This window comes from Pseudomonas sp. MF6747, from assembly GCF_963890955.1.
In the GTDB taxonomy this organism is placed as follows: Bacteria; Pseudomonadota; Gammaproteobacteria; order Pseudomonadales; family Pseudomonadaceae; genus Aquipseudomonas.
In genome coordinates this window covers 1-26,676 of sequence record NZ_CAWPSZ010000034.1, presented here as the reverse complement: position 1 = coordinate 26,676, position 26,676 = coordinate 1, and the positions used below count along the sequence as shown (strand labels likewise).

Sequence of the window (26,676 nt, the reverse complement as noted above, 5' to 3'; positions counted from 1 at the left end):
GATGAGGATCTACCTATAATGATGACAGAGAAAGCCCCGCGTGTAGGTATGATATCGTTGGGGTGCCCGAAGGCTCTGGTCGACTCCGAGCGCATCCTTACGCAACTGCGCATGGAAGGCTATGACGTCGTGTCCACGTACCAGGACGCTGACGTAGTGGTGGTCAACACCTGCGGCTTCATCGACTCGGCCAAGGCTGAGTCGCTGGAAGTGATTGGCGAAGCCATCAAGGAAAACGGCAAGGTCATCGTCACCGGCTGCATGGGCGTGGAAGAAGGCGCTATCCGCAACGTGCACCCAAGCGTGCTGGCCGTGACCGGCCCGCAGCAGTACGAGCAGGTGGTCAACGCCGTGCACGACGTAGTGCCGCCGCGTCAGGACCACAACCCGCTGATCGACCTGGTGCCGCCGCAAGGCATCAAGCTGACCCCGCGCCACTACGCGTATTTGAAGATTTCCGAAGGCTGCAACCACAGCTGCAGCTTCTGCATCATCCCGTCGATGCGCGGCAAGCTGGTCAGCCGCCCGGTGGGTGATGTGCTGGACGAGGCCCAGCGCCTGGTCAAATCCGGCGTCAAAGAGCTGTTGGTGATTTCCCAGGACACCAGCGCCTACGGCGTCGACGTGAAATACCGCACCGGCTTCTGGAACGGCGCGCCGGTGAAAACCCGCATGACCGAACTCTGCGAAGCTTTGAGCAGCCTCGGCGTGTGGGTGCGCCTGCATTACGTTTACCCGTACCCGCACGTGGACGAGCTGATCCCGTTGATGGCTGCGGGCAAGATCCTGCCGTACCTGGACATCCCGTTCCAGCACGCCAGCCCGAAAATCCTCAAGGCCATGAAACGCCCGGCCTTTGAAGACAAGACCCTGGCGCGCATCAAGAACTGGCGCGAGATCTGCCCGGAACTGATCATCCGCTCCACCTTCATCGTCGGCTTCCCCGGCGAAACCGAAGAAGACTTCCAGTACCTGCTGGACTGGCTGACCGAAGCGCAGCTGGACCGCGTCGGTTGCTTCCAGTACTCGCCGGTGGAAGGCGCTCCGGCCAATTTGCTCGACGCAGCCATCGTGCCGGATGAGGTCAAGCAAGACCGTTGGGAGCGCTTCATGGCGCACCAGCAGGCCATCAGCTCGGCACGCCTGCAACTGCGCATCGGCCGGGAGATCGAAGTGCTGATCGACGAAGTCGACGAGCAAGGCGCCGTAGGCCGTTGCTTCTTCGATGCGCCGGAAATCGACGGTAACGTGTTTATCGACGATGCCAGCGGTTTGAAGCCGGGCGACAAGGTCTGGTGCACCGTGACCGACGCCGACGAATACGACCTGTGGGCCGTCAAGCGCGACTAAAAAAAAACCTTAAAAGCCCCGCCTCTGAACAAGATGCGGGGCTTTTTTAGGTCTATCGTTTGCCCATTGGCGTAGAAACAGGCAAGAGGCAGCGGGCATGCGTCAGCTTTCGGCAATTCATACACCCAAACTCAGCGACTTCGCGCACCTGGCGCAGCTCTGGGAAGATTCGGTGCGGGCGACCCACGACTTTTTGCCGGACAGCTACATCGTGTTGCTCAAGGAGCTGGTGCTGACGCGCTACCTCGACTCGGTGATGCTGATCTGCACCAAGGACGCGCGCCAACGCATCACCGGGTTCGCCGGGGTGGCGTCAAGCAAGGTCGAGATGCTGTTTATCGACCCGCAGCACCGTGGACAGGGCCTTGGCCGACAACTGCTGCGTTACGCGATCGAGCACATGAACGCCGACACACTGGACGTCAACGAACAGAACCCCCAGGCCCTGGGTTTTTACTTCAAGCAGGGCTTTGAGGTGATCGGCCGCGCAGAGCATGACGGCCTGGGCCGGCCATATCCGTTGCTGCACATGCGTTTACGCCAGCAGCAACTGCGCAGAGGCTGACGCAACACAGAATAAATGTGGGAGCGGGCTTGCCTGCGAAAGCGGCAGCCCCATCAGCACACCCTGGGCTGATACACCGCCTTCGCGAGCAAGCCCGCTCCCACAGTGTGAACCGTGTATTGACCAATAAAGCCCCTGCGCTGAAATGGAGCCGGGATTAACCCGCGCCAGGCAGGTACAATAGCCGCCCCCTTTTGCTACGGCCCTTGTCATGACTGACCCCATACGCCTCTCCAAACGCCTTATCGAACTGGTCGGTTGCTCCCGTCGGGAGGCTGAGCTGTTTATCGAAGGCGGCTGGGTCTCGGTGGACGGCGAAGTGATCGACGAACCGCAGTTCAAGATCACCACCCAGAAGGTCGAGCTGGACCCAGAGGCCAAAGCCACTGCACCGGAGCCGGTGACCATTCTGCTGCACGCGCCGGTCGGCGTGGACGCGGAAACGGCGATGGCCTCGATCAGCGCCGAAACCCTGTCCGAAGAGCATCGCTTCAGCAAACGCCCGCTCAAGGGCCACTTCCTGCGTCTGACCGCCAGTGCCGACCTGCAAGCCAAGGCCAGCGGCCTGCTGGTGTTCACCCAGGACTGGAAGATTCTGCGCAAGTTGACCGCCGATGCCGCCAAGATCGAGCAGGAATACGTGGTAGAGGTTGAAGGCGACATGGTCGCCCACGGCCTCAATCGCCTGAACCACGGCCTGACTTACAAGGGCAAAGAGCTGCCCCCCGTGAAAGCCAGCTGGCAAAACGAAAACCGCCTGCGCTTTGCGATGAAAAACCCGCAACCGGGTGTGATCGCCCTGTTCTGCGAAGCCGTTGGCTTGAAAGTCATCGCCATCCGCCGCATCCGCATTGGCGGCGTGTCCATCGGCAAAGTGCCGGTCGGCCAATGGCGTTACCTGTCCGGCAAAGAGAAGTTCTAAGCCGCTGCCCCCTTTCTCGACGCCGCCTGACCGGGCGGTGTCCTCAGTTGAATACCAGGATTGCCCACCATGATTCACAACGACGTACTGCGCAGCGTGCGCTACATGCTCGACATCAGCGACAACAAGATGGTCGAGATCATCAAGCTCGGCGGCATGGACGTGACCAAGGAAGACCTGCTGACCTACCTCAAAAAAGATGAGGAAGAAGGTTTTGTGTTCTGCCCCGACGACGTCATGGCGCACTTCCTTGACGGCCTGGTGATTTTCAAGCGCGGCAAGGACGAAAGCCGTCCGCCGCAGCCGATCGAAACTCCAGTGACCAACAACATCATCCTGAAGAAGCTGCGCGTGGCCTTCGAATTGAAGGAAGACGATATGCACGCGATCCTCAAGGCCGCCGAGTTCCCGGTGTCCAAGCCAGAGCTGAGCGCGCTGTTCCGCAAGTTCGGCCACACCAACTACCGCCCGTGTGGCGACCAGTTGCTGCGTAACTTCCTCAAGGGCCTGACGCTGCGCGTCAGAGCTTAAGGGCAGCGACGAGCCTCAAGCTGCACGTTAACGCTTGCGGCTTGCAGCTTGTAACTTGAGGCTTCAGAAATGACCTACCACGTTTCGCCCGTCGGTTTTGTGCGCTCCTGCTTCAAGGAGAAATTCGCCATCCCGCGCCAGCCGCAATTGGCGCCGGCCGCCCGTGGCGTGCTGGAGCTGGTGGCGCCGTTCGACAGCGGCGACGCGGTACAGGGCCTGGAGCAGGTCAGCCATGTGTGGCTGCTGTTTCTTTTTCATCAGGCCCTGGAAGACACGCCGCGCCTCAAAGTGCGGCCGCCACGCCTGGGCGGCAACACGTCCATGGGCGTGTTCGCCACCCGTGCAACGCACCGCCCGAACGGCATTGGCCAGTCGGTGGTGAAGCTGGACAAGGTCGAGCCCGGCCGGCTGTGGATTTCCGGGATTGATCTGCTCGATGGCACGCCCGTGTTGGATATTAAGCCGTATGTGCCGTATGCCGACATTATCGAGGGCGCCACCAACAGCATCGCCAGCAGCGCACCGCCGCTGATTCCCGTGCAGTGGTTGAAGACTGCCCTGTTCCAGGCACAAGGCCATGCTGAGCGCCTTGACGAGCCCTTGGTGGCGTTGATCGAGCAGTGTTTGGCGCAGGATCCACGGCCGGCGTATCAGACGCCTGGGCCGGAGCGCGAGTATGGAGCGCAGTTCTGGGATGTGGATGTGCGCTGGCACTATCCCGAGGCGGGCCTTATCTGTGTACTGGAAGTGGTTCCAGCTGAATAAACCGGAAACAAAATGTGGGAGGGGGGCTTGCCCCCGATAGCGCTGGTACATTCAACATCTCTGTTGACTGACCTGGCGCCATCGGGGGCAAGCCCCCTCCCACATTTAGATCTTCTTTGTTGCCCTGACTGTTTACTTCTCGACGAACGCACGCTCGATCAGATAATCACCCGGCTCACGCATACGCGGCGAAACCTTCAGGCCGAAGCTGTTCAGCACTTCGCTGGTTTCATCCAACATGCTTGGGCTGCCGCACAGCATGGCGCGGTCGTCTTCAGGGTTGATCGGTGGCAGGCCGATGTCGCTGAACAGCTTGCCGCTGCGCATCAGGTCGGTCAGGCGGCCTTCGTTTTCGAATGGCTCGCGGGTCACGGTCGGGTAGTAGATCAACTTGTCACGCAGGGCCTCGCCGAAGAATTCATTCTGCGGCAGGTGCTCGGTGATGAATTCGCGGTAGGCGACTTCGTTGACGTAACGCACGCCGTGGCACAGGATCACTTTTTCGAAACGCTCGTAGGTTTCCGGGTCCTGGATCACGCTCATAAACGGCGCAAGGCCAGTACCGGTGCTGAGCAGGTACAGGTGTTTGCCCGGCTTCAAATCGTCAAGCACCAGGGTGCCTGTCGGTTTTTTGCTGATGATGATCTCGTCGCCTTCCTTCAAGTGCTGCAATTGGGAAGTCAGCGGGCCATCGGGCACCTTGATGCTGAAGAACTCCAGATGCTCTTCCCAGTTCGGGCTGGCAATGGAGTAAGCGCGCATGAGCGGGCGGCCATTTGGCTGTTGCAGGCCGATCATCACGAACTGACCGTTCTCAAAGCGCAGGCCCGGATCGCGGGTGCACTTGAAGCTGAACAGAGTGTCGTTCCAGTGATGAACACTGAGGACACGCTCGTGGTTCATGTTGCTCATGTACGGGGGACTCCTGGAAATGGGTCTGCGCCAAAGTTGGGATGCGCAATTGCACAGCATTCTAATGGCGGCGACAATATCTGTTAACTGGATTATTAAGATAAGGGTTATCGGTTATATCGATATGCGATTTACTCTCCGTCAACTGCAAGTCTTCGTCGCCGTCGCCCAGCAGGAAAGCGTCTCACGCGCTGCTGGCCTTCTGGCCTTATCTCAATCCGCCGCCAGCACCTCGATCACCGAGCTGGAGCGTCAATCCAGCTGCCAATTATTCGACCGCGCCGGCAAACGCCTGAGCCTCAACGCCCTCGGCCACCAGCTGTTGCCCCAGGCAGTGGCGCTGCTGGACCAGGCCAAGGAGATCGAGGACTTGCTCAACGGCAAGTCCGGCTTCGGCTCCCTGGCGGTCGGCGCCACCCTGACCATCGGCAATTACCTGGCGACGCTGTTGATCGGCAGCTTCATGCAGCAGCACCCCGAGAGTCAGGTGAAGCTGCATGTGCAGAACACTGCGCATATCGTGCATCAGGTAGCGCACTACGAAATTGACCTGGGTCTAATCGAAGGCGACTGCAGCCACCCGGACATCGAAGTGCAAACCTGGGTGGAAGATGAGCTGGTGGTGTTTTGCGCACCGCAGCATCACTTGGCCAAACGCGGCGTGGCGAGCATGGAAGAGTTGACCCATGAAGCGTGGATCCTGCGCGAACAAGGCTCCGGCACGCGCCTGACCTTTGACCAGGCCATGCGTCACCACCGCAGCGCGCTGAATATCCGCCTGGAGCTGGAACACACCGAGGCGATCAAACGTGCGGTGGAATCGGGCTTGGGGATTGGCTGCATTTCCCGGCTGGCGCTGCGCGATGCGTTCCGCCGCGGCAGCCTGGTGCCGGTGGAAACCCCGGACCTGGACCTGGCCCGGCAGTTTTACTTCATCTGGCATAAACAGAAGTACCAGACCTCGGCAATGCGCGAGTTTCTGGAACTGTGCCGCGCCTTCACCGCCGGGGTTCAGCGCAGCGACGAAATCGTGCTGCCGAGCATCGCCTGATGCCTTAGATCAGAATCACGGCCCACACCAGGGTGATCATGGTCAGCGCCACGAATTGCGCGGCGCTGCCCATGTCCTTGGCGTTTTTCGACAGCGGGTGCAGGTCGAGGGAAATCCGGTCGATGGCCGCTTCCACCGCGGAGTTGAGCAACTCGACGATCAGGGCCAGCAGGCACACCGCGATAAGCAAGGCTCGCTCGACCCGGCTGACGTGCAGGAAAAAGCTCAGCGGAATCAGGATCACGTTGAGCAACACCAACTGACGGAATGCCGCCTCGCCAGTGAAGGCCGCACGCAAGCCATCCAGGGAATAGCCCCCTGCGTTGAAGATACGTTTGATACCGGTTTGACCCTTGAAAGGCGACATAGATGTAGGCAACTGAACCAAAGAAGTGGGGAAACTAGATCACGCAAAGTCAAAAAAGCGTGAATCGGCAATGTCTTAGTGCTGCGAAATTGACTCAAGTTGTTGCAAGAGCAGCGCCGCCTGGGTGCGCGTGCGCACGCCCAGCTTGCGAAAAATCGCCGTCACGTGGGCCTTGATGGTCGCTTCGGACACGCTCAATTCGTAAGCAATCTGCTTGTTCAGCAGACCTTCGCAGACCATGGTCAACACCCGAAATTGCTGAGGCGTCAGGCTGGCGAGACCATCACGGGCAGCCTTGGCTTCGTCGGACACGTTGATTTCTTCAAACGCTTGCGGCGGCCAGGACACATCGCCGTCAAGCACGGTGCGCACGGCTTTCTGGATCGCTTCCATTGAACTGGACTTGGGAATGAAACCGCTGGCGCCAAACTCCTTGGAGCGCACCACCACGTCAGCTTCTTCCTGGGCCGAGACCATCACCACCGGGATCTGCGGGTATTGCCCGCGTAACAGCACAAGCCCGGAAAAACCGTAGGCACCGGGCATGTTCAGGTCGAGCAGCACCAGGTCCCAGTCGGATTTTTCGGTGAGTCGTGCTTCCAGCTCGGCAATGCTGGCCACTTCAACCAGCCGCACGTCCGGGCCAAGGCCCAGGGTTACCGCCTGATGCAGCGCACTGCGAAACAGCGGGTGGTCATCGGCTATCAGGATTTCGTATGTGGCCATTGATTAAATGATCCTGTTTTTTATGGCAGCCCTGACGGGTTCAGGGTTCGCCAGTACACAAGGCAACGGCCAGGCAGCCATCGCCACGGGGCAGGCTCAGCGTCAAAAACACCTGCAACGACGCTGAAAATTCACGGTTACGCCCCAATCGGCGCCCAGCATGCCCAGCGTAGCCTGGGGGGTCAAGCACTACGCCCGTGGGCATTTTAGCGAGTTGCAGGTTTGCAGTGCCATCATGCAAACGTCGTCTGGTCATACTGCCGGGACGTGGGGCGAGAGGCGCGCATGAACGCTGTCCGCCGGGTCCAGCGGCAACAGGAACTTGGCCGCCAGGTAATGGGTGCTGAATACGTCGAGGTAAGCATCCAGCACTTCACTGGCCGCTTGATCGCTTGCCAGCTCCAGGCACAGCGCGGCGACTTCGGCAGTGCAAAAATGATCATCCCGCTTGGAGCGACGCAGCTTGTAGCGCGACAGCTGTTCAGGCGCCAGGCTCAACACGGGCAAGTGTTCCAGGTAGGGGCTCTTGCGGAACATCTTGCGCGCTTCGCTCCAGGTGCCGTCCAGCAGGATGAACAACGGGCGCTTGCCCTCCTCCACGTTCACCTCACTGACCACCCGCTCTGGCGCGACGAATTCGCCGGGAAACACGATATAGGGTTGCCACTGCGGGTCGGCCAGCAAGGTCAGCAACGCGGGATCGACCTCGGTGCGCGACCAGGCAAACGCGGTGGTGTCGTCAATCACATCAGCAATCAGCCAGCCGGTGTTGCTCGGCTTCATCGGGCTAAAGCCGGGTACAAAGTAAAACATACCGCATGATAGCTAAGCCGCGCCGTGCGTGCAATACAGCCCTGTTTTTGCTTCAATGCTCGCCCCTTTGGAGCGCGTATGACGTACACGAATGCAGTAGCTGAGCTAAGCGCCAAGCACAAAGAAGCAAGCACCAAGCCATTTCTAGCAAGGGGTAGCCGCTCCCTTCGGTGTGAAGGCTGTAGGCTTCCTACTGACCATTGCGTCTGTGCTTCAAAGTCTAGGGTTTCTAGCTCTGCTGGGTTCTGTTTGCTCATGAGCAAAAAGGAATTGTTCAAGCCAAGCAACACGGGCTTTTTGATTGCTGACGTTGTACCCGATACGTTCGCCTTTTGCTGGTCGAGAGTTGAGATTGACCCGGAATTAATCGCTCTGCTCGACTCGCCAGAATGGCAACCCTATGTAGTGTTTCCCGGCGAATTTGTAGACGCTGAACGTGTTACTAACACGGTCAAAAATGAAGACGGGAAAAGGCCGCTTTTCATTCTATTAGACGCGACTTGGACAGAAGCGAGAAAGATTTTTAGAAAAAGCCCATATTTGAATAAATTCCCAGTTCTAAGCATTGAACCTGAAAATCTCTCTAAATACGTTCTTAGGCGTTCAAAAGTCGCTGAGCATTTGTGTACGTCTGAGATAGCTTCGCTGTGTCTAAATCTCTCTGGGGATTTGGATTCAAGCAATGCTTTAGACAGTTATTTTGATATTTTCTCGAATGCGTACATGAACGCGAAAAGACATTTTAAAGCATGAAAAAACAGCCTCTAGGCTGCTTTTCTTATTGCGGAATCGAATAATAAATATCTTCAAATATAGATTGATAAAAAGTAGTTTTGCAAACATTAGTTCTATCTCTGTATTTTATTTTGCTCAAATCGAAGTTCGGCGCAACAACAATTAGAAAGTAGCCAACGCTTCTAACAAATGCCTTCTTGCTATCGCTTTCATAGATACTTAACAAGTGTCTAGTAGACAACTCTTTATAAGAATAGAATCTGAGCTTATCCCCATACTTATTAATATTTGAAAAAAACTCGTCATGCTGCTTTCTTTTCTTGTTGTTGTTTCTTATCAGATAATCACTAAACATTTTATTAACGATATTGAAACCGATAGGATTTCTTTTTATTCTACATTCAAGAACTAATTTACTAAGATTCTCAATATTTAGTATCTCTACTTTCTGTTTTAGCAACTCACTTGAAACTTCTGAAATATCATTGCACACAAGAAGAATGCCGCGTGCCGTGAGGTATTTGTGCTGGTTTTCAACTGACTCATAGAGCGCCTTTAACTTTTCTTCTTTTATTATTTGATTCTTGTCCTTCATGCCTTATCCATTATTTTATTAGTTATTACTTTAAATATAATATAAATATAAAATATATCAAGCGACGGACTTGAAATAAATTAAATTAATGTTAATATTAAAACACACAACAAAAATATTAATATATGAATTACAACAAAGGAATTTACTCTGAATACTTACGACTAACAGTAATTCCATTATTTATAGCCACAGATATATTTTTAGTTATTAAAATTCCAGAGCAAACAAGCACACTTGAGTGGAAATTACTATTTTTAATGTCAATATTTCTCTCTATAATAATTACAATTGCCTATTCAATAGTTATAGTATTTATAGAATTAATACTAAAAGATATTATAAGCGGTCACAAAACCAAAGAAATGTTATTTATTTCAAAACCCAAAGCGCAATTCAAAATAGTTCAGCACACTAACAACTCTCAAATCAAACACCTAAAGGAAAACAGAACCAAATTCTACGAGAGAAACAACAGAACAATGAGGCGAAGAATAAATACAAGGAGGAATAATATATGAAAGAAAAAAAAGAATACGCAACAGAATTAACAGAAATGTTTATGGGCAAGATAAAGAGTAAATTTGACAAAGATATTCTGCTTTTAAGCTTCGATTACGACATAGAGAAAGACTACAGCGAAATTGAAACAAAGATAGCAACCACTTTATCAAATATGATTGAACAACTGAAAAGCAACATTAAGCTATCAATACTAACTGAGATAGACTTAAGAAAATCAGAATTTGAATTTATAAACGCAGAATTTGTAGGTTTGCTAATTCTCGCAAAATTAAGACTATCTATAAATCCAATAAAATCAAAAAGAAAATCAAGAATACTTGAAGTTAAAATAATACTCAGAGAGACAATATACAAAGAAAACAGATTATGTATTTACCACACCTTACCAATAGCCGAAGAGATATCAAATCAGCTTTATGGAATAATGCCAAAGTCTAGTGACGGAAAAATAAAATTCGTAGACATTAAAAAAAGACATGAACTATTAACACGGGTCAAAAAAAATGACAAAGGTGAAAATATACTGAGAACCGGCAGTCAGTATTCTCACATTGCACACTTACTGAGCAAAGAGAAAAAGAACTCTAAAAGTATCCCTGTATGGGTCATATACAACATTGGCTACGGCAACAACTGTATAAAGCGATACCTGTAAAGAACAGCCATTGGGCTGTTTTTTATTGCCTAAATTAACCCCTTATCCATTAAATATTGATTTTATTCATTCAAATCAACAAAATATTAAATATATTTCATTAACGCCATTGAAATAATATTTTGGTATGCTATATTATTTATATAGACAAATAAAAATAATGAAGGAGATTGATATGAATATAATCAACCAAGACCAATTAGAACTAATGTTTGACATGACAAAAAAAACGGCAACAAATACAATAAAACAAGCAATATGGAGTGCAATTCCAAGCGAGTCAGAAAACTACAAAGTGTCCGAAATAATAGAATCTCCAACCGAACTAGATTTCTTCTTTTATTTTAGACGTGAAATACAAGACAATGACATTTTAAGCGCAGAAATAATAGACAATAAAACTTTAAAAGTTAAGGTTAATTTAGTTAGCTCGTCCGCGCTCGTTGAATCCGAACTCTCTAAAATAATACCAACACAATACTTAAAAGACATAACAATAACTGCAATATACAGGCAGACTGATTATGATAGCAAATCATATAATGCAGAAACAATAATTGACAATTCAGACATGAATACCATTGAAGAAATGCTTGAAAAACTAAAAGATAAAGCAATGAAATATAATGAGGCAGACTTTATTAAAATACTAACAGAAAGCAGCCATTCTATAATCCGCAAGATTTTTTATAAACAGCCATAAGGCTGTTTTTTTAAGCCTTTCCCAAGCGCGATAAGCGCACCAGAAGCTTTTAATAAGCCCTTATCCATTAAATCATTAAATTATATTATAAAAACGCAATAACATTAATTTTACATTCGTCGGCACGTACTATCTTTTCAAAAATTTAGGTTATTTAGGCAAGCCAAGCATAGTTATCGAAATACATAAATTTAGGTTGTTTTAGATAGCGATATAATTTAGCAAAAATAAAGCAACAAAAAACAGCCTAATGGCTGTTTCTTTTTAACTTACAAATCAAATAAACGGAACATAAATCTCAATCAACTTCTCTTGCTCTTTAGTAGCAATTATTCCAAGTACGAAAAGCATATTACTAACAGACAAACCTAAAAAATCTCTCAACCTTTCTTTCTGAACTTTATCTTCTAGATATTCCACAAACTCACTAATGATTGTGTATCCCTTCAATTTTGTTAAGTCTTTCATATTTTCACCTTTTTATTTATTGTCTTGTTTTGTTTCCTTTTTTTCTGGTTTTTGTTCTAAAAGTGCTTGAACGATTGGGCTTAGCGCCTCTGTCTCTGCTCTCCCCTGCTGCTGTGTAGCGGCTTCCTTGCTGGTGTTGCTCCTAACGTCTATTTCTTTGTCTGGTGCTGCTATGGCAGTTGTACAAGCTGCAAGCACAAGCATTGCTAACAACTTAAACATATCTGTACCAATATTTTAATTCTATAAATTTGTTCCATGAATCGTTTTTCACAAAGAAAGCTGTTCTATTTATTGAATAGTAATTGAAGATTCCTAGCTGAGTTCCGTCAGTAGCATTTAACACATGAGCAAATTCATTTAATTTAATCTCATTTTCTACACGCTCTGAAAATTCAGGGTCAAGCAATATCGCTTGAAACTTTACTTTCTCATGAGTAATGAACACAAAGAACAATGAGAATAAAAGAACAAAAATGGAAGACAGCACTATAAGACTTGCGCCACTTACAAAAGATTCAGAGAATAATGATTTATAAGTTAGAAATAAAACTGATATGAAGATAAGCGCAAAGCTTGGGATTACTGAAAGCATTGCAGCTCTGTAGAAAAAAGCCCTTGTTGAACTAAAGCTTTCAACAACCTCTGCAATTTGTTTTTCGTTAGCAGTGTATTCGCTAGAAACGTCTGATATTATTTTGCTAATTTGCGAATCATTTAATATTTTCATTATTATAATATTTGTTTACTTAATATTATAATAACATAAATAAATATATTTGCAAGCAAATTGCATGCTAATTGCATGCACAAATGTAATTATTTTTTATTTTTCTTTTCTTTAATGCATTTCAAAATAATCTTTGAAAGCTCTATCTCGCAACGTATGTAAATATAAATCTTCTGCAAATAAAATATCATACTGAATAATTAATGTTTAGGTAATTATTTTATAGCACGCATATTGATTAAATCAAAATATATTATTAATTGCATGCAATTTGCTTGCAATTAAATTTATTCATGCTAATTTATAATTATACAAACAAATAAAATATTATGAAAGTAAAAAATAGAAATACGTCATTATGCATAAGAACAAAGAAAGAAATAAAGGAAGGTGTTGAAGAAATTTGCACGGATAGACAAATCTCGGCTACTGATTTAATTGAATCGGTTTTAGAAAAAGAAATTATTCAGCATAGAGAATCTAAAGAATCAGACAAACAAGAAAAAGCTTTATCAAGCGCGACACGCGCACCAGAAAAAAACAATAACAAAAACGGGGCGAATATGAAAAAACTACAAGAATCATTACAAGCGTCATTGAACATAGCTTTGATAATAACAATAGTTATGGCGCTAGTAGCACTAATAAGCTTTGCATTTTTACACTTAGCAACACCCATGATAAATGAGGCATTCGATTCTATTGCTGAGAAAAGAGAGCAATTCAGCTCATATGTTAAGAAAGAGAAAGCTGGATTGTCAGAGGTTTTGACGGGCAATTTAGAAAGCTTTCATGCAAGCGAAAATCTAAAATCATACAAAGAAGCTGAGCTAAGCAAAGAAAGAACAGACCTTAGAAACTTTGAATATAAAATATTAGGCGCAACAAAAGCAGAAAACAAAAAACACCTATTAGATTTAGATTATTACGTTTTCCTTAGAGGCTTAGATTTAGAGGAATTGAAAAGAGATAAAATTAAATCCACAAAAATACATTCAGCCTCAAGAACAGAAGAGATAAATAGATTTAATGAGGTCTACCCAAATGGAATAAACACACCAGCAGCAGCTTTAGAATATGGCCTTACTATTAAAAGACAAGACGCAATTTCATACGTAGATTCTGAAAGCAAGGACAAGAAAATAAAAGAAATGCAAGCAAACATACTTAAAGCAGCGTCTATTAAAGAAGCGCTACAGGAAAGAATATCAATGCAAGAGAAATACGAAGAACTAGAAGAAATACTATCAAACTAAAAACCAAAAGGAAAACATGAACAATCGTAAACGCTGCATTAGAAAAGCCAGAAAACCCATAAAGATAAAAGAACCTACAAAGCACGAGTTTGACTTTCACGAATTTATTGGCTCATTGCTTGTGTTTTTAACTTTTATTTGGGGATTTATTTCATATACAAACCACTATACTTTTTATTTTATACCTTTCTAAGCGGCGGCAGATAATCTCAACAAAAAACAAAAACAACACAAAAATATAAACCAATAATAAAAGGAAAACATGAAAAATAAAATAAAAAACAAAAGAACAATAATCGACAACAAGCTAATTGCGGAAAATGAGAAATCGCCAGTAGAAAGCGGCGAAAAAGAAAGCGCCTTGGAAGCATTTTGTCTCGCTATCGCTTTTATATGCATAGCCTTTACCGCAACAATATTACACATGCTAAATAGCTCGCCTCTAAGCATGAAAGAAATTGGAGATAAACTAACGGCAATAAGATACGGCTACAGCGAACAAATAAAACCTGACGAATACGAAAGATTTGACGTTTTCTACTCAATTGAAAATTGCAGAATAAATAACGTTTGCAAAACTCAACTAATAGAGAGGATTTTTAACCAAGAGCCAAACGCTGTACTCTCAACATTGAAAGAATATGAAGTGCCAGAGTTAAGCGAAAAAGACATTAAATACGCCGAGAAATACAACAAGATAGAAAATATAGTTCGCGGAATAATTCAAGACAAGAATCACACAGCCAAAATAACAGCAATTGTTCTGAGATACGATTTCATTAAAGAAAGATACAAAACAGAAATCCGCGATAGTTTCTATGAAAATCTAACTGTCGGAGATTATGACGCAGGCCAAAAGCTAAAGCAACTTAAAACCTACGAGATATTTAACGCGATTATAAAAGATGAATTTGGTGGACTTGACGTAGGTGGAAGATTGATTAGAGCAATGAATCAATCAAAAAATATAGTTGACGCAACAGAACAATAATAACTAACAATAAAAGGAAAAATATGATAACAGAAAATAAAAACGGTATAGCAATAACAGTGACACATACGAAAGGTGGTGTATCTAAGACCGATTCAATTTTTAATCTTGCATATGCGGCGGCTATAAATGAACCCAATAAATCAGTATTGATAGTTAATGCTGATAATCAAAAAACTCTAGAACATAGATACAACAGAAGAAAGAAAAACGGTTTAAAAGATTTGGATAACGTGACATTCGACAACTGCACGTCTGCTGCTTTAAAGCATACAATACCGCGCTACAAAGAACTTTATGATTATATTTTTATTGACGTAGCAGCAAATTCAGACGATTCAGCATTAACGATTTTTACTTTTTGTGACTTGATTTATCTCGTTTTGAATCCTTCTAAATCATGTACAGAAGTAGTTCCCGCAATCATTGAAATCATGAAGCGCTCTATCAAGGTGAGAAGCTCTGCTTGTGTCTATAAGAGCTTTTACAACAGAGTAAGCCCGATACCACATGTTGCCGCTGCTCAGGTCGCTGAGAGTAATACAGAGATTGCTAAGTACGCTTCAATCATTACTCCTTGCGACTTCACTATAGCTACACGTTCAATTTACGAACAATGCTCAATAACCGGCGAAAGCATAACAGAAAGGAAAGTCTTAAAATCTGACGCTTCGGGAAACAAAGCGAAGGCTGAGATTGCTGCATTCTACGCGGATTTTAAAAACACAGTAGAGCTAATAGAATTTTCTGGTGATTTGAATGAATAAACTTGAAGAACAAATTAGAAAGCTGGAACAATTAGAAAAAGAAATGGAAGCGGAACATGAAAAAAGAAATACAAGTGCTTTATCAACAACACCAGAAAAGCTTTTAAAAAAGGAAGAAACACAATCAAAGGACACAAAAAACATAAAGTGCAAATCAAGAGAAGTTAGATTGATTTTAGAAACAGATAGTGATTTATACCGAGACATAAAGGAGCTTGAAGCTATAGACCCGCTTTTTGAATTCAATAGAGCAACATTACGAAAGATTGCAGAAGCTTACATAAAAGACAGATTGAGAAAAATGAAAGACTAACAGCCACTAGGCTGTTTTTTATTGTCCGAAATTTGATTAATATTTTTTATATATTATAATGATATATACACATAATACAAAAGGAGGAACATGTTTAAAAAATACCTTAAAGAAATGGATTTATTCATAAGCGCCACTAGGGCAAAGCTTTTAATGGAGAATGAAGAAAACAAGAAATTCAAGAAAATAGAAGCTCAAGACATTATCTACGCTGCGAATAAAGTTGAAATTAAATACTCTGATAGCATTCAATTAAGTATTAGAGACATAGTAAGTTCATTTAGCGAAAACGATATTAGGAATTTAATTCTAATTCTTGAGCCGCTAGCTTTAACAAAAGAAACTCAATACAAAGAAATAGAAAATAACGTGCTTTATGTCTATAGAGATTCTTTTTTCAATGAGAATGACAATTCAAGTCTTCTGACTTTTGAAAGAAATTATCTGATTCATTTATCAAGCGCTTTCATTGTCCACTACAGCACAGCGGCTGTAGACATTAGAGATTCTGAAAGAGAGGCTGAGCCTGACGAAGACCCTACATACGTCGATTTTTGGGAGAAGAAACTAAGGTCAACGTACAACATAAAGCTTCAAGACTTTGACCTAATAGACGCTGAGAAGCACATAGAAAAATTCGAATTATCAGAAAAAACAACGAGCTATTTTTCGTTTTTGAAAAAGAAAATGAAGTTGGTTTCAAAAGATAGGTTGGTAGAAGAAGTAGAAAAAAGAATCGAAGCCATAGACGAAGAAATAAAAAAATACGAAATGGATATTGTAGAAACAACAGCTTTAATCGCAAGGCTTCAAGCTTCTAACGATATAAAAAACGAATACATTGCAGAAATTGTCGAAGCTAGGAAAGACAGCCCTAACTTCTACGAAAAATACTTAACTAAATTTAAAAATAAGAGAGGATAAATATGGCAAACTTAGACCAACTACTACAGAAATTAAATTCCGGTTCATTTAATGAAAGAGAATTTTTAGCTGAAATAGCAAGTTCCTCAGAACTTGTAGAATCAAAAACAGCGATTTGCCGCGTACTGAGCGGCGCTATTTCCTTGCTAGAGCTTAGAAAATTACACGATATGAATAGCAGTGCAATAATGATTGATTCAGCAAGAAAAGACTTACTAGAATCAAATATTACCTATAGGAATCTTGTTAAGATAGCTGATAATGTTAAAACATATGCGGCATTTGATAGATATTGCACAACCAACAAAATAACAAATATTGAAGTAAGATTCTCAGATAAAGTAGCACTTGCAAAAGCACAAAATAAAAAGTAAATACTATAGTTGATTCATTGTATTATGTAGAAGTTATGTTACAATATAAATATAACAATCATAATAACAATGAAGAAATATTTTCTCTACATATTAATTCTAATATCATGCGCAATTTCTAATGTTGCGCTTTCTGCACAACCTTCTAATTCAAATCAAACCCAAGCTGACGCTGAATGCGGCGTCACAGCTAGCGGCTTCGTGCCGCCTTGGAGCTTTTGCTTTGCCAAGGAAGACAGGTCAGCGCAGTTGTGGGCCGCTTTAAATCCGGCCATGTTTGAAGTGATTCAATTCAAATTCATAACGAATGTTAAAGACTTAATACCTGACGAAAAAAATAGAACCAGCATTGACAAAGACCAGATTTTAGAAAATGCGACAGATAGAGAAAAAACGCTTTCATACATTTACTTTGTTCTCAATGAATATATTTTCAAATTTGGGCTTTACATATTTGCTGCAATATTCGTTATTTTATTCATATTTAAGCAAATGCCCGGAAACTTAGAAAGAACCGGGAAAAATGGCGCTGTTTATACATTGCATTGTGCTTTTCTCACTGGGCTTTTGTTCATTGGATTAATGCCTTTTTACAAAGATAACGGAAGCATAATTCAATACTACTTCAATTATTCTAAAGTGTATGGCGCAGCAGTAGCAAACTCATTTCATAGATTTACTCTTGCTTCTACACAAAGCAACACTGTAGTAACAGATACAGTTGATATAGAAAAGAGATTGGAGGATATTTCTAAAAATCAAAACTCTAATCTTTTTTCCTCTTCTTTTGAATATGTTAATAAAATGTTCGCTATAGAATTTTGCTTATTGCGCAGCGAAAATGTAACTTACGAAAAAACAAATGTCATTCCAGAAAGAATAGCCTTTAACACCTACCAGAAAATCAATGGCTCAGAGTTTACTACGGGCACAAATTTTTCAGGTAGAACAGATAGAGGCACAGGCATAACTTACGATTGCGGCAGTACGCAAAATGACGTTTCCGACATAAAAAGTTTTAGCGGTGAATACGCTGACATTTCTAACAAAGTCGGTTATGACTCATTTCTAAAGCGTTTAGCTGAAAGTACAACCCTCAAAAGCAATGATAGAGTGTCTGAAATTTGGCAGCAGTTAGAAGACAAGCTGCTAGGGGAATTGAAAGTATTTGATACTTCAAAGCTTACAACAGAACAAAGAAACACAATGAAATTTTTCAACAAAAACTTCTTTAGCTATGCTATACACGCAATGCTTACGAACAATAAAATAAATGGTGTTGCTTACAATAGCTCATTCTTAGAAATAGAAGAAAGACTAAAAGCCGTAGCAGTTAACGTAAATGCTGCTAATTGTTTATCAAACGACACATTAGCAATGGAAAGCATATCAAGAGCTACAAACTATGAATCAAAAATGTGTGGTTTTATTGATAAATCTGGAGCGTATCAAGAAATAATAAATCAAGACTCTGCAAGCTATGCCGTTTTCATTGAAAAAGCAAATAACGGATTAAAAGAAATAATATCAGACGTTCAAAAAGCAAAAATGAGCGTTGAGGCTCAGTTTGCAAAAACCTCTTTGAAATATTCTCATGCAGAAGATTATAAGCAATTATCAAGAGAAGGTTATTCAACCTTCCCGTTGGCGCTCAACATGACTACAAAACAAGGTATATTCTCAGACGTAGAAGAATTGAGGAACAACATAAAAATCTATCCACAAAAAAACGATTCTGGTTTGTTTGTTGGGGCTGGAAACGTCGAGTTTCAAAACCTAATCACATTTGGTTATGCAGACAGCGGCGACTTAAACAAAGCAATAACTGACGCTTTTAAGGATTTAACACCTACAAACGCAAACACAAAACAAGCATTAATTTCAACCTATCAAATCAATTCAAATATCGAGAATGACCCGTTTAAAGACGTAATGGATTCACTAGGAATAGAATCTTTATCAAGCATTGTAAAAAGGAATTTCGGCATACCGGAACACGTTAGCTTTACTAAGCAAGCATACGACTCCTGCGGCGCTGTAGACTCAAGCGCTGACGAATGCCCCCTTGTACAAGCTAACTTCATGAATGGAATGACAAACTCGCTTGCTAGCATTAACAGAACTGCTACAGACATTATCGCATTAGGTTTGTCTTTAAAACTCGTCAGTGGCGGTATAAGTATTGTAAATAGCCTAACTGGTGATAAAGCTGACAAAGAAACCAATGCGGGAAAAATAAGCAACAAAGATACAACGAATAGAAACGACTCAAGCAAAAACAAGGGTGCTAATGCAACTCAACAAATTGATAAATTAGCCAATCAAGCAAGTAGCCTTGGAGATATTTTTATAGCTGCTGGTGCCGGTGCTGTAGTGTATTTTTCTGGCGTTATGAACTACATTCAATTTACACCATATTATTATTTCATAGCATACGACATTAGTTATCAGTTTTTGACATGGTTTGTCACTATCACTGTTTCAGCGTATTCAATAATAATATTATTGAATCAGGGGCCAGAAGCGGTATTTAAATTTATCGTTAAAACATCAATAAGAATAGCTGTTTTCCCATTGCTTTTAATGGTTTTCACGGCGATTGCTTACTACTGCCTTTCTCTATTTATGTTCTATTTATTCGCAATTATCCTCTCGCTCGATATGATTAGAGACGCTGGAAATCAAAACTTAATCACTGGCGCTATTTTGAACTGGCTGTTTATTGGAATTGCGTTTTTGGTTGGCGGCGTAGGATTTGTTAGATTTATCTTCAATAACGTATTTATATTCTTCTATGAAATATTGGCACTTATAGGAACAAAAGTAGAAGAATTAACAGATTCAGCGTTGGTTCACTTGCAAGTTGTTTCAGCAATGATAATGAACAAGTTTATTTTTGCGATTGAAAATAAAGGTTATTTTTCAGAAAGAGTTTGGTTCAACGACATGAAAAAAGACGTTGCGAATCATAGAGAAAAATCAGTACAAAGAAAAATTGCAAAAGAGCTAAGAAACAATGAAAAAACAGAAGAAAGAAGAACAAAGAAAGCAAACAGAGAAAATAGAAAAACCAATACAGATAGAAATAAGCCGGAAGAATAATATTTGAATTGCAACATTGCTTTATGTAGAAAATGCATTACAATTAAATATAACAATAAATAATAATGAATGAAAAACTTACTTAGAGTCATAATATTATCAGCAGCTTGTTTGCAATCATTTTATGCAAGCGCTGAATCAAAAGAAATTTCTTTTACAGAGCTTCAATACACGTCTGTCACAGAAGCTATGAAAGACGCTGGGAATCTTACAACGTGTAATTTTCTGGGGGCTGCTGGCTGTGCTGAATGGCTCTATTCGTCTGTTGACGAAAACCTTTATAAAGCTGTTGGTAAAATGACAACTGCTGAAATAGAGCAAGAAACGCTCATAGCAGGAAAAGTAAAAGAAGGGACTATTTATTCAATAAATACGATTATGTTAGTTATGGCTACAATATTTTCTACTGTTATAGCCGGTATTTTTGCTTTTTCTGGCATAACAGACAAAATGTACAAAACCAAAAACATAAAACAAATTGCTTGGCCTGCGACTGCTCTATGTTTAGCGTTTGCATTTATTATCTATGTTGATTTGGGCTTCGCTGTTAAGCAAGAAACCATTTCATTTACTCAGAAATATGCAGCAAGGTCTATCGGGTATGGATACAAAATATTAAACACTGTTTACAAAAACAGCGTGATAAACGACAAGATTTATCTAGAACCTTTTCCTACTCCTGATTTTTCGTACAAGACGTTAGACATGTTGCATTTCAGAGATTATGTAATGTGTTTAAAAGCAAATCAAGTGAACTCGTTCAACCTTAATCTAAATGCTGACGACGATTTCACTATGAGAGAGACACAAGTTAAAAATGGCTGTGGCGCTGTTGCGACTTTTGGTCAGAATAAAGAGATAGGTAGGCTTGTTGAAGAATACAATCTAAGCGCTAAAGACATAGACAGCACAATAGAACAAGCCAATAAAACAGCCATAACAAAGCTTGTATCTTTCACCAATGCTGAATTAAATAGTATCGTTTCTGGTTTTAAATCAAATGACGATTCACTCAGAAACAAAGCATACATAGACTATTACAAACTACCCGCACGAATGAGTGAAGTGTTTCTAAGAGCGGTTGCAGACATGGAACCAGATAAGAACTTAGCTGGTAGACAAAAGCTTATGTGTGACTTTTTTGGCTCAAAGGTAAGTAGACCTTTTTTCAAAGTCTCAGAGTTATTAGAGAAGCAAAACAAACTATCTGAATGTGTGTCTAGTAACAAATCAAAAAGCATTACTGAATATGTTGCTGCTGCATACCTAGAGCGCCAATTGTACTCAACTCCGTTTTATTATCAAAAAGGCGTTTTCTTTGCTGCAACAAATCTACTTGAGAGCCATAAAGAGGTAATGCAAAATTATAAAACCATTGCTAGAAATTTTTCGTTCAAATTCTTCTTGGTTGACACAGACACAAAAGATTACTCAAACACCGCTGCAAATAATGTGTTCACTATTTCTGTCCCTATCAACACTAGATTTGATTTTGACCTTGAAAATTATGAAGAACTACTTAGAAACTATGTGAACGAAACGGAAAAAACCATAGGTACTGATAAAACCAGACGTTCAAGTTTAGAGCTGATTAAGAGCGATACAAGCGGAATATTTGGCTTTACTCAATACAAAGAATGTATGAGGTTTTACAACTTCAATACGATTTCACCGTCTGGATTTCCGTGTGGTGATTTTTATTCAAACACACAAACACTCGGGAACAATATTACAAAATTCTCAATGCAAGCTGTTCTTGCTTTAGGCAGTTCAAAGCTCACTCAATACGGCGTGAAGCGTTTTAAAGTGAAAGGTGCTGCACAGAACGCGGTATTACAGCTCACAGCTAAGACAACAGCAGCGGTAGGCGTAAACGAGCTTACAGACCTAATGAACGACGAAATCACCGGCGACCCTTTCAGCTCGATAGACGCTGACGTTTATTACAAAAGTGAAATTGCTTGGCTTATGGGTGCGCAAATATTCTTAAAAGCAGAAGTTTTTGACCCGTTTATATCTGGTCTTCAACAGGTCACATTCTGGTTTGGTGTTGGATTAAAGCTAATTCCATACACAATCATGTTCGTAATGATAGGTACGCTATTAGGCGCATTTACATATGCTTTTACGACGCTGGGCGTAATTAACGGTTTGGCTTATAACTATCTCAAATCAAGTAGCGTATATAACAACGTTGGTATAGAAAAACTAGCAGCGTTTTATATTCGCTGGATAGCATATTTTGCAATATTGTGTGTTGGCTGGTATTTCATAAAAGAAGTTATCCCAGTCGTAATAAGCATAAAGCTAAATCCTGACGACATAGATAAGATAAAGAATATTCCAGAAGGAATTACAGATTTATATTCTGTGATAGACAATGTTTTCAGTTCTTGTGTGTATGTATTTCTTCTTTCAAGAATCTCTTTAAGAGCTATTTACGACGCATTCAGAAGCTCAGAAAGACACGACATGATAGCAACAGGTAAAGCATACGAAGAACTAAAAGAAAACGCTGACTCGTTGGTGTCGTCAAAAATAAACAAACAAGACTAATAATAATGGAGAAATCATGAGTAAAAATACAAAAAGTTTAATAATCGAAAAATCTAAGGTTGAAGCATTCGAAAAAATAGCTGAAAAATCAGGAATCACAAAAGCCTCTATATTCAATTCATTTATAAAGTTGTGCGCAATTAAAAATAACAACGCTGAATATGAGGTGAGAAAAAAGAGCAAGAACATACTAACTAAAGAAAAAACAAAGCATGTACACTTTGCCCTTACAAATGTTGTTGCAAAAATAGCACCAAATAACGTCAACTGGAATGCAACTTTTAGCGAATATCTGGAAGACTTTATTAAATGCAATTCTAAAATAACAGCATTTGACAGCATTAATTTACCGCCAGTAAAAAAGATTTACTTAAAAGAAGCATGAGACTTGCATTATGTAGAAAATATAATACAATATAATTACTAACAAATAATAATAACATGACAAATATAAAATCATTAACAATTTTAGCTGCAATATTCTTTTCTGGATTAGCTAACGCTGCAACATTTGAAGTTAGATACCCTATTGCAGCAACTACTAGCTTTGCTGCTCCTGTGGTGCCGCCAGTTGTTCCCCCTACAGAACCTACAAAGCCTGTTGTACCCGAAGAACCTAAATTTGACTTAAGCCCTTGGCAAAATATTAATTTCAAATCTAGTAGAGCAATAGCCGCAAATCAGTCTTTTCTATCATATTCAACTTCTTCAAATGAAATTACTTCAAAAAACAACGACGTTCAAAATATATCTATTGGACCTAGCTCTACGAATGAATTAATAATTGGATTAATCGACCCTTCTCAACAAAGAGACTGGTCAGAATTCAAGAAAAATGCAAAGTCTATAAAAATAGAATTCTTGAATAACCCTTTGACAATAACATGTCAAATTTCAAGTTTTGGAAACGCGGCTACTGCTAAAGGACAAGGAATTTCGACAGGTTGCACTAAATTAACTATCATGCCGAATTTTAATGAGCATACTAACTCAGAAGGGAAAGTAGAATTGAGGGTTGGATTTTATTAATAAAAATTAAACAAGCCGCTTAAATGCGGTTTTTTTTGCAATTTGACTTTAAATTTTATTATGTTATATTTTATACATAAACAAACAATAATAATATGAAAATAACAACAATACTAACTTCAATTATACTTTCAGTTTTTTCTTTATATGCTTTCAGTGCTGAGTATCAATTCAGACAAAATTTAGAAGGCACTAGCTTTACGTCTGAAACTTCACCGGCTGAGCCTGAGAAGCCTGAGTTTGATATAAGCCCGTGGCAAGGGATTGTGACCGGGTTTATGGTGCCGGTGAATACTAGCCTAGTGGTCAAAGCTGTTAAGAATTGTCCTTATCGCCCCGGCCTTCCTGATTGCATTATTTCAAAAAACAATGACGTTGAGGATATTATGATAAAGCCTGTCGGCACTTCATATTTCACAATGAATTTATCTACACAAGTAAAAGAATTAAAAGATAATCTAGTTTCGATTACAGTAGCAACAGCAAAAGGTAAATTGACTTGTTCTAATATTGAGCTTGTAGACGTTTACGCGAATGGTACATTTATATCATGCTACTTTGACCAAGAATTTGATTTTGCAGGTTATGCGACGGGCGAAAGAGTAAATGCAATAGTCAGTCTAAACAAATAAAAAGGTGAGAAATGAAAACCATTGATACGCCAAAGGGCAATATAAAAATCATAGAAAAACCAAAAGAAAAACAGAAGGAAATAGATTCAAAACACCTTAATGAATATGAGGAATTACAGAAAAAAGCAAAAGATTGGTTAGAGAATCTTTTGAAACGAGCGCCATAGGGCGCTTTTATTTTGCCCTTCAATTGCTTCACCCTAACGCGACACGCGCACCAGACGCTTTACCATGCTTTGCTGGGCCTTCTTGCAAAGGTTGGTTAGGTCTGCCGGGGGAATGCCTCACTACGGGCATTCGTGGGCATTAGCGGGCACAGTGATTACTTTCTTCAAGTCAAAAAAAACCCCGCTTTTTTAGGGCGGGGTCTGTACCGGGGGAGTGTTAAGCCCCTGCGGTGTCTGGCGTTGTTGTCACTGTTGGCGGTGCAATTGTTTGCAGCTTCACGTTTGTGAAACCCATTTTTTTAGCTTTGGCCGGGTCTTTGATTACTTCAAAGATTGCTTTCTTCGTCGGCAAACCGGTTTCCTTACTGATTGTCAGCAAGTGACCCGAAAGCGAAGCTTGTGTAGCTGTCGAAATGTCTTTGTAGTCGATTCCTTTGAAGGTGAACGAAACAGTTTCTCTAGCTTTTTTCGGCTTGGCGGCTGCGCCCTCGGCGGTTTCTGCACGCTTGAATTTCAGCACAGCGCGTTGGCTGCGTTTCAACACGTCAATGATTTGAGAATCAACGAGACGCTGAATTCTGTCAGCATGGGCAAAGAAAAAATCTTCGTCGCTCAGGTCAGCAGTGTGCTTTCTGATTTCGTCATACTGCGTACCGCTGCTTTTAACTACGTCTTGAATTTGCAGAGTAAATTTCAAACGGTCTTCAAGGGTCTTTGCTGCTGCCAGTTGGGCAGTCAATTGATTGAAATCGGCGTCGGCGTCAGGCGGTGTGATTCGCTTGTTAATGCTATCGCCAAAGTCTTCAAATAGACGCACAAATTCAGAATCCATATGTTTGTCTTTTGCCAATTGAACGAAATCAGCAATTTTGTGTTCAGGATTATCAAGAACTTTTTGAAATTCAGCTTTGCTTTTCGCAATCGCTTCTTGCTTGATTTGCTCGTCAGTTTTTTTAACTGGTGCGGCTTCTGCAACTGGCGCGGTAGCTTGGGTATTCATTTGGTGTATCTCCAAAGTGATTAATTTTATTTCTGATTTTCAGAGCTTGTTTCTGCTCTGTTGAAATCAATTTTAGACAAATATTTCAAATCACACAAGCAATATTTCAAAATAAATGCGATTAAAATAGAAAATATTCAAATCACAAATCAATTCAGAATAGAAAAATACTAATTAGAAATTCACAAAACACACAACACTATCCAACCAGCTTTTCGCTTCCTTTTATTACATGCGCGGGCGTGCGCGCACGCGATACCACATAGTAAAACAACTGTCAATACCACTTGAAAAATATCCTCAGTCGTGATATTAACGTGAAATCACTTTTGGAGAAACTGAAAAAATGGACGAACAAGAAAATATTTTGTTAATGCTCAAGTATGAAAAGGAATGCGAGCAATTCGCTAGGGCTTTTACAAGTCTCACAAGCACGTTAAAGCATTACAAGCGTGATAGAGGCGAAGATAATCTATTCAGATATGTAGTATCAGACTGCATTGAAGCTTTTTTAAACAGCGAAGATAGATTTATCGTTGTGGTCTTCAATAACAAATATCGCTTCTTGCTTGAAATTGAAGAAATCGAAGACGAAGAACCTAAAATTAATTTCAATAGTTTTAGTGAAGAAGAAGAAAAGAAAGAAGCTGAAACTGCAATAATAATCTATTTCCAAAGCAAACTAGACCACTATCTAAAACACCACATTATCCATACGTTTGTTCTTTATGCGTTCGCATACGAACTAAACGCTTACAACACTGGTTTCTGCAAAAACATGAACCGTGATTTTGCATTAGCGATTACTCATAATTTTTCTGATTTTATAAATTTCACACAAATCAAACTAGAAGAATTAGCGCTGAATGAAGATAAAGAAAAATATGTTGAGATTATAGGGACTGTTGAACACCCTGACGGCGCACCCGGAGTGCCTGCGTTTATTAAGGACTATCGAGAAGAACACCCCTACGACGACGACGAATTACGCCCGTTCCCTTTTGGCCTTTAAAAGCCTGTCTGGTGATTGCCCTATACAGGGCATAGACCTAACTGCCCGTGAATGCCCGTGATTGCCCTATACAGGGCATAGACCTAACTGCCCGTGAATGCCCGTGATTGCCCTATACAGGGCATAGACCTAACTGCCCG

At 42.3% G+C, this 26,676-nt stretch carries 31 protein-coding genes and 1 pseudogene; 23 read left to right on the top strand and 9 right to left on the bottom strand.

Going from position 1 to position 26,676, the window contains the following annotated elements; translation table 11 throughout:
- Positions 1-21: 21 nt before the first annotated feature.
- The 5 genes from rimO to tsaA all read left to right on the top strand — a co-directional run bounded on the left by rimO (position 22) and on the right by tsaA (position 4,133).
- Positions 22-1,350 carry a 30S ribosomal protein S12 methylthiotransferase RimO gene (gene rimO, locus AACW30_RS22195; protein ID WP_200623604.1) on the top strand — a complete coding sequence of 443 codons (1,329 nt, stop codon included), beginning with the start codon at positions 22-24 and terminating at the stop codon, positions 1,348-1,350.
- Positions 1,351-1,447: 97 nt separating this feature from the next.
- Positions 1,448-1,915, top strand: a complete 468-nt coding sequence (locus tag AACW30_RS22190) for a GNAT family N-acetyltransferase (protein WP_200623369.1) — start codon at positions 1,448-1,450, stop codon at positions 1,913-1,915.
- Between the two features lie 211 nt (positions 1,916-2,126).
- Positions 2,127-2,837, top strand: a complete 711-nt coding sequence (locus AACW30_RS22185; protein ID WP_106577229.1) for an rRNA pseudouridine synthase — start codon at positions 2,127-2,129, stop codon at positions 2,835-2,837.
- A 69-nt stretch (positions 2,838-2,906) separates the two neighbouring features.
- A complete protein-coding gene (locus AACW30_RS22180) occupies positions 2,907-3,368 on the top strand; it encodes a YehS family protein (protein ID WP_034118394.1) in 462 nt (153 codons plus the stop codon).
- Between the two features lie 69 nt (positions 3,369-3,437).
- The gene (gene tsaA, locus AACW30_RS22175; protein WP_106577230.1) at positions 3,438-4,133 is read left to right on the top strand and encodes a tRNA (N6-threonylcarbamoyladenosine(37)-N6)-methyltransferase TrmO; all 696 of its coding nucleotides are present in this window, start codon (positions 3,438-3,440) and stop codon (positions 4,131-4,133) included.
- Positions 4,134-4,265: 132 nt separating this feature from the next.
- Here tsaA and fpr read toward each other — a convergent pair whose 3' ends face one another.
- Positions 4,266-5,045: a ferredoxin-NADP reductase gene (gene fpr / locus AACW30_RS22170; protein ID WP_003189055.1), complete on the bottom strand. Its 780-nt coding sequence runs from the start codon at positions 5,043-5,045 to the stop codon at positions 4,266-4,268.
- A 124-nt stretch (positions 5,046-5,169) separates the two neighbouring features.
- On the opposite strand from fpr, the gene AACW30_RS22165 reads away from it, so the two are divergent.
- The gene (locus AACW30_RS22165; RefSeq protein ID WP_057012105.1) at positions 5,170-6,096 is read left to right on the top strand and encodes a LysR family transcriptional regulator; all 927 of its coding nucleotides are present in this window, start codon (positions 5,170-5,172) and stop codon (positions 6,094-6,096) included.
- 4 nt (positions 6,097-6,100) lie between these two features.
- Here AACW30_RS22165 and AACW30_RS22160 read toward each other — a convergent pair whose 3' ends face one another.
- From AACW30_RS22160 to AACW30_RS22150, 3 genes and pseudogenes are all read right to left on the bottom strand, one after another.
- The gene (locus tag AACW30_RS22160) at positions 6,101-6,463 is read right to left on the bottom strand and encodes a diacylglycerol kinase (RefSeq protein WP_094949927.1); all 363 of its coding nucleotides are present in this window, start codon (positions 6,461-6,463) and stop codon (positions 6,101-6,103) included.
- Positions 6,464-6,538: 75 nt separating this feature from the next.
- Positions 6,539-7,189: a response regulator transcription factor ErdR gene (gene erdR, locus AACW30_RS22155; RefSeq protein WP_106577231.1), complete on the bottom strand. Its 651-nt coding sequence runs from the start codon at positions 7,187-7,189 to the stop codon at positions 6,539-6,541.
- A gap of 252 nt (positions 7,190-7,441) precedes the next feature.
- Positions 7,442-7,975: pseudogene (locus tag AACW30_RS22150) on the bottom strand (tRNA-uridine aminocarboxypropyltransferase); the annotation flags it as partial.
- Between the two features lie 105 nt (positions 7,976-8,080).
- Between AACW30_RS22150 and AACW30_RS22145 the strand changes: the two are divergent.
- Positions 8,081-8,755, top strand: coding sequence for a tRNA-uridine aminocarboxypropyltransferase (locus AACW30_RS22145; protein ID WP_200623368.1), 675 nt, complete (start codon positions 8,081-8,083; stop codon positions 8,753-8,755).
- 25 nt (positions 8,756-8,780) lie between these two features.
- On the opposite strand, the gene AACW30_RS22140 is transcribed toward AACW30_RS22145, so the two are convergent.
- Complete coding sequence (locus AACW30_RS22140; protein WP_200623367.1) at positions 8,781-9,332, bottom strand: hypothetical protein; 552 nt, start codon at positions 9,330-9,332, stop codon at positions 8,781-8,783.
- A 125-nt stretch (positions 9,333-9,457) separates the two neighbouring features.
- Between AACW30_RS22140 and AACW30_RS22135 the strand changes: the two genes are divergently transcribed.
- From AACW30_RS22135 to AACW30_RS22125, 3 genes are all read left to right on the top strand, one after another.
- Positions 9,458-9,853: a hypothetical protein gene (locus AACW30_RS22135; RefSeq protein ID WP_339385063.1), complete on the top strand. Its 396-nt coding sequence runs from the start codon at positions 9,458-9,460 to the stop codon at positions 9,851-9,853.
- The gene (locus AACW30_RS22130) at positions 9,850-10,512 is read left to right on the top strand and encodes a hypothetical protein (protein ID WP_200623366.1); all 663 of its coding nucleotides are present in this window, start codon (positions 9,850-9,852) and stop codon (positions 10,510-10,512) included. The genes AACW30_RS22135 and AACW30_RS22130 overlap by 4 nt, the downstream gene beginning before the upstream one ends.
- A gap of 175 nt (positions 10,513-10,687) precedes the next feature.
- Positions 10,688-11,215: a hypothetical protein gene (locus tag AACW30_RS22125; protein WP_200623365.1), complete on the top strand. Its 528-nt coding sequence runs from the start codon at positions 10,688-10,690 to the stop codon at positions 11,213-11,215.
- Between the two features lie 276 nt (positions 11,216-11,491).
- Here the strand turns inward: AACW30_RS22125 and AACW30_RS22120 are convergent, their stop codons facing one another.
- From AACW30_RS22120 to AACW30_RS22110, 3 genes are read right to left on the bottom strand one after another with little or no spacing between them, the layout of a single operon-like run.
- Positions 11,492-11,683, bottom strand: coding sequence for a hypothetical protein (locus AACW30_RS22120; protein WP_200623364.1), 192 nt, complete (start codon positions 11,681-11,683; stop codon positions 11,492-11,494).
- A 12-nt stretch (positions 11,684-11,695) separates the two neighbouring features.
- Positions 11,696-11,905: a hypothetical protein gene (locus AACW30_RS22115; protein WP_200623363.1), complete on the bottom strand. Its 210-nt coding sequence runs from the start codon at positions 11,903-11,905 to the stop codon at positions 11,696-11,698.
- A complete protein-coding gene (locus AACW30_RS22110; protein WP_200623362.1) occupies positions 11,898-12,413 on the bottom strand; it encodes a hypothetical protein in 516 nt (171 codons plus the stop codon). Before AACW30_RS22110 ends, AACW30_RS22115 begins: the two co-directional genes overlap by 8 nt.
- 329 nt (positions 12,414-12,742) lie before the next feature.
- Here AACW30_RS22110 and AACW30_RS22105 point away from each other — a divergent pair, with 329 nt between their 5' ends.
- The 12 genes from AACW30_RS22105 (at position 12,743) to AACW30_RS22050 (ending at position 24,524) form a co-directional block, all read left to right on the top strand.
- A complete protein-coding gene (locus AACW30_RS22105; RefSeq protein WP_200623361.1) occupies positions 12,743-13,669 on the top strand; it encodes a hypothetical protein in 927 nt (308 codons plus the stop codon).
- Between the two features lie 262 nt (positions 13,670-13,931).
- Positions 13,932-14,660 carry a hypothetical protein gene (locus AACW30_RS22100; RefSeq protein WP_200623359.1) on the top strand — a complete coding sequence of 243 codons (729 nt, stop codon included), beginning with the start codon at positions 13,932-13,934 and terminating at the stop codon, positions 14,658-14,660.
- A 23-nt stretch (positions 14,661-14,683) separates the two neighbouring features.
- Positions 14,684-15,427 carry an AAA family ATPase gene (locus tag AACW30_RS22095; RefSeq protein ID WP_200623357.1) on the top strand — a complete coding sequence of 248 codons (744 nt, stop codon included), beginning with the start codon at positions 14,684-14,686 and terminating at the stop codon, positions 15,425-15,427.
- The gene (locus tag AACW30_RS22090) at positions 15,420-15,740 is read left to right on the top strand and encodes a hypothetical protein (protein ID WP_200623356.1); all 321 of its coding nucleotides are present in this window, start codon (positions 15,420-15,422) and stop codon (positions 15,738-15,740) included. The genes AACW30_RS22095 and AACW30_RS22090 overlap by 8 nt, the downstream gene beginning before the upstream one ends.
- 90 nt (positions 15,741-15,830) lie before the next feature.
- On the top strand, positions 15,831-16,664 hold the full coding sequence (locus AACW30_RS22085) for a hypothetical protein (protein WP_200623355.1): 834 nt from the start codon (positions 15,831-15,833) through the stop codon (positions 16,662-16,664).
- A 2-nt stretch (positions 16,665-16,666) separates the two neighbouring features.
- Positions 16,667-17,038: a hypothetical protein gene (locus tag AACW30_RS22080; RefSeq protein ID WP_200623354.1), complete on the top strand. Its 372-nt coding sequence runs from the start codon at positions 16,667-16,669 to the stop codon at positions 17,036-17,038.
- 69 nt (positions 17,039-17,107) lie between these two features.
- A complete protein-coding gene (locus AACW30_RS22075) occupies positions 17,108-20,140 on the top strand; it encodes a hypothetical protein (protein ID WP_200623353.1) in 3,033 nt (1,010 codons plus the stop codon).
- A 69-nt stretch (positions 20,141-20,209) separates the two neighbouring features.
- Positions 20,210-22,696 (top strand): hypothetical protein, encoded by a 2,487-nt coding sequence (locus AACW30_RS22070; RefSeq protein WP_200623352.1) that lies wholly within the window; start codon positions 20,210-20,212, stop codon positions 22,694-22,696.
- A 16-nt stretch (positions 22,697-22,712) separates the two neighbouring features.
- The gene (locus AACW30_RS22065; protein WP_200623351.1) at positions 22,713-23,081 is read left to right on the top strand and encodes a hypothetical protein; all 369 of its coding nucleotides are present in this window, start codon (positions 22,713-22,715) and stop codon (positions 23,079-23,081) included.
- Between the two features lie 56 nt (positions 23,082-23,137).
- A complete protein-coding gene (locus AACW30_RS22060; RefSeq protein WP_200623350.1) occupies positions 23,138-23,725 on the top strand; it encodes a hypothetical protein in 588 nt (195 codons plus the stop codon).
- A 95-nt stretch (positions 23,726-23,820) separates the two neighbouring features.
- Positions 23,821-24,357, top strand: a complete 537-nt coding sequence (locus AACW30_RS22055) for a hypothetical protein (RefSeq protein WP_200623348.1) — start codon at positions 23,821-23,823, stop codon at positions 24,355-24,357.
- An 11-nt stretch (positions 24,358-24,368) separates the two neighbouring features.
- Positions 24,369-24,524, top strand: coding sequence for a hypothetical protein (locus AACW30_RS22050; RefSeq protein ID WP_200623347.1), 156 nt, complete (start codon positions 24,369-24,371; stop codon positions 24,522-24,524).
- Between the two features lie 217 nt (positions 24,525-24,741).
- Here AACW30_RS22050 and AACW30_RS22045 read toward each other — a convergent pair whose 3' ends face one another.
- Entirely contained in the window at positions 24,742-25,524 is a 783-nt protein-coding gene (locus AACW30_RS22045; RefSeq protein WP_200623346.1) for a hypothetical protein, read from the bottom strand.
- 346 nt (positions 25,525-25,870) lie between these two features.
- Here AACW30_RS22045 and AACW30_RS22040 point away from each other — a divergent pair, with 346 nt between their 5' ends.
- The gene (locus AACW30_RS22040) at positions 25,871-26,536 is read left to right on the top strand and encodes a hypothetical protein (protein WP_200623344.1); all 666 of its coding nucleotides are present in this window, start codon (positions 25,871-25,873) and stop codon (positions 26,534-26,536) included.
- Positions 26,537-26,676: the final 140 nt, after the last annotated feature.

What these genes read in the sequence shown, in the direction of transcription:
- rimO (WP_200623604.1), top strand. Translation starts at nt 22, where the DNA reads ATGACAGAGAAAGCCCCGCGTGTAGGTATGATATCGTTGGGGTGCCCG.
- AACW30_RS22190 (WP_200623369.1), top strand. Translation starts at nt 1,448, where the DNA reads ATGCGTCAGCTTTCGGCAATTCATACACCCAAACTCAGCGACTTCGCG.
- AACW30_RS22185 (WP_106577229.1), top strand. Translation starts at nt 2,127, where the DNA reads ATGACTGACCCCATACGCCTCTCCAAACGCCTTATCGAACTGGTCGGT.
- AACW30_RS22180 (WP_034118394.1), top strand. Translation starts at nt 2,907, where the DNA reads ATGATTCACAACGACGTACTGCGCAGCGTGCGCTACATGCTCGACATC.
- tsaA (WP_106577230.1), top strand. Translation starts at nt 3,438, where the DNA reads ATGACCTACCACGTTTCGCCCGTCGGTTTTGTGCGCTCCTGCTTCAAG.
- fpr (WP_003189055.1), bottom strand. Translation starts at nt 5,045, where the DNA reads ATGAGCAACATGAACCACGAGCGTGTCCTCAGTGTTCATCACTGGAAC.
- AACW30_RS22165 (WP_057012105.1), top strand. Translation starts at nt 5,170, where the DNA reads ATGCGATTTACTCTCCGTCAACTGCAAGTCTTCGTCGCCGTCGCCCAG.
- AACW30_RS22160 (WP_094949927.1), bottom strand. Translation starts at nt 6,463, where the DNA reads ATGTCGCCTTTCAAGGGTCAAACCGGTATCAAACGTATCTTCAACGCA.
- erdR (WP_106577231.1), bottom strand. Translation starts at nt 7,189, where the DNA reads ATGGCCACATACGAAATCCTGATAGCCGATGACCACCCGCTGTTTCGC.
- AACW30_RS22145 (WP_200623368.1), top strand. Translation starts at nt 8,081, where the DNA reads ATGACGTACACGAATGCAGTAGCTGAGCTAAGCGCCAAGCACAAAGAA.
- AACW30_RS22140 (WP_200623367.1), bottom strand. Translation starts at nt 9,332, where the DNA reads ATGAAGGACAAGAATCAAATAATAAAAGAAGAAAAGTTAAAGGCGCTC.
- AACW30_RS22135 (WP_339385063.1), top strand. Translation starts at nt 9,458, where the DNA reads ATGAATTACAACAAAGGAATTTACTCTGAATACTTACGACTAACAGTA.
- AACW30_RS22130 (WP_200623366.1), top strand. Translation starts at nt 9,850, where the DNA reads ATGAAAGAAAAAAAAGAATACGCAACAGAATTAACAGAAATGTTTATG.
- AACW30_RS22125 (WP_200623365.1), top strand. Translation starts at nt 10,688, where the DNA reads ATGAATATAATCAACCAAGACCAATTAGAACTAATGTTTGACATGACA.
- AACW30_RS22120 (WP_200623364.1), bottom strand. Translation starts at nt 11,683, where the DNA reads ATGAAAGACTTAACAAAATTGAAGGGATACACAATCATTAGTGAGTTT.
- AACW30_RS22115 (WP_200623363.1), bottom strand. Translation starts at nt 11,905, where the DNA reads ATGTTTAAGTTGTTAGCAATGCTTGTGCTTGCAGCTTGTACAACTGCC.
- AACW30_RS22110 (WP_200623362.1), bottom strand. Translation starts at nt 12,413, where the DNA reads ATGAAAATATTAAATGATTCGCAAATTAGCAAAATAATATCAGACGTT.
- AACW30_RS22105 (WP_200623361.1), top strand. Translation starts at nt 12,743, where the DNA reads ATGAAAGTAAAAAATAGAAATACGTCATTATGCATAAGAACAAAGAAA.
- AACW30_RS22100 (WP_200623359.1), top strand. Translation starts at nt 13,932, where the DNA reads ATGAAAAATAAAATAAAAAACAAAAGAACAATAATCGACAACAAGCTA.
- AACW30_RS22095 (WP_200623357.1), top strand. Translation starts at nt 14,684, where the DNA reads ATGATAACAGAAAATAAAAACGGTATAGCAATAACAGTGACACATACG.
- AACW30_RS22090 (WP_200623356.1), top strand. Translation starts at nt 15,420, where the DNA reads ATGAATAAACTTGAAGAACAAATTAGAAAGCTGGAACAATTAGAAAAA.
- AACW30_RS22085 (WP_200623355.1), top strand. Translation starts at nt 15,831, where the DNA reads ATGTTTAAAAAATACCTTAAAGAAATGGATTTATTCATAAGCGCCACT.
- AACW30_RS22080 (WP_200623354.1), top strand. Translation starts at nt 16,667, where the DNA reads ATGGCAAACTTAGACCAACTACTACAGAAATTAAATTCCGGTTCATTT.
- AACW30_RS22075 (WP_200623353.1), top strand. Translation starts at nt 17,108, where the DNA reads ATGAAGAAATATTTTCTCTACATATTAATTCTAATATCATGCGCAATT.
- AACW30_RS22070 (WP_200623352.1), top strand. Translation starts at nt 20,210, where the DNA reads ATGAAAAACTTACTTAGAGTCATAATATTATCAGCAGCTTGTTTGCAA.
- AACW30_RS22065 (WP_200623351.1), top strand. Translation starts at nt 22,713, where the DNA reads ATGAGTAAAAATACAAAAAGTTTAATAATCGAAAAATCTAAGGTTGAA.
- AACW30_RS22060 (WP_200623350.1), top strand. Translation starts at nt 23,138, where the DNA reads ATGACAAATATAAAATCATTAACAATTTTAGCTGCAATATTCTTTTCT.
- AACW30_RS22055 (WP_200623348.1), top strand. Translation starts at nt 23,821, where the DNA reads ATGAAAATAACAACAATACTAACTTCAATTATACTTTCAGTTTTTTCT.
- AACW30_RS22050 (WP_200623347.1), top strand. Translation starts at nt 24,369, where the DNA reads ATGAAAACCATTGATACGCCAAAGGGCAATATAAAAATCATAGAAAAA.
- AACW30_RS22045 (WP_200623346.1), bottom strand. Translation starts at nt 25,524, where the DNA reads ATGAATACCCAAGCTACCGCGCCAGTTGCAGAAGCCGCACCAGTTAAA.
- AACW30_RS22040 (WP_200623344.1), top strand. Translation starts at nt 25,871, where the DNA reads ATGGACGAACAAGAAAATATTTTGTTAATGCTCAAGTATGAAAAGGAA.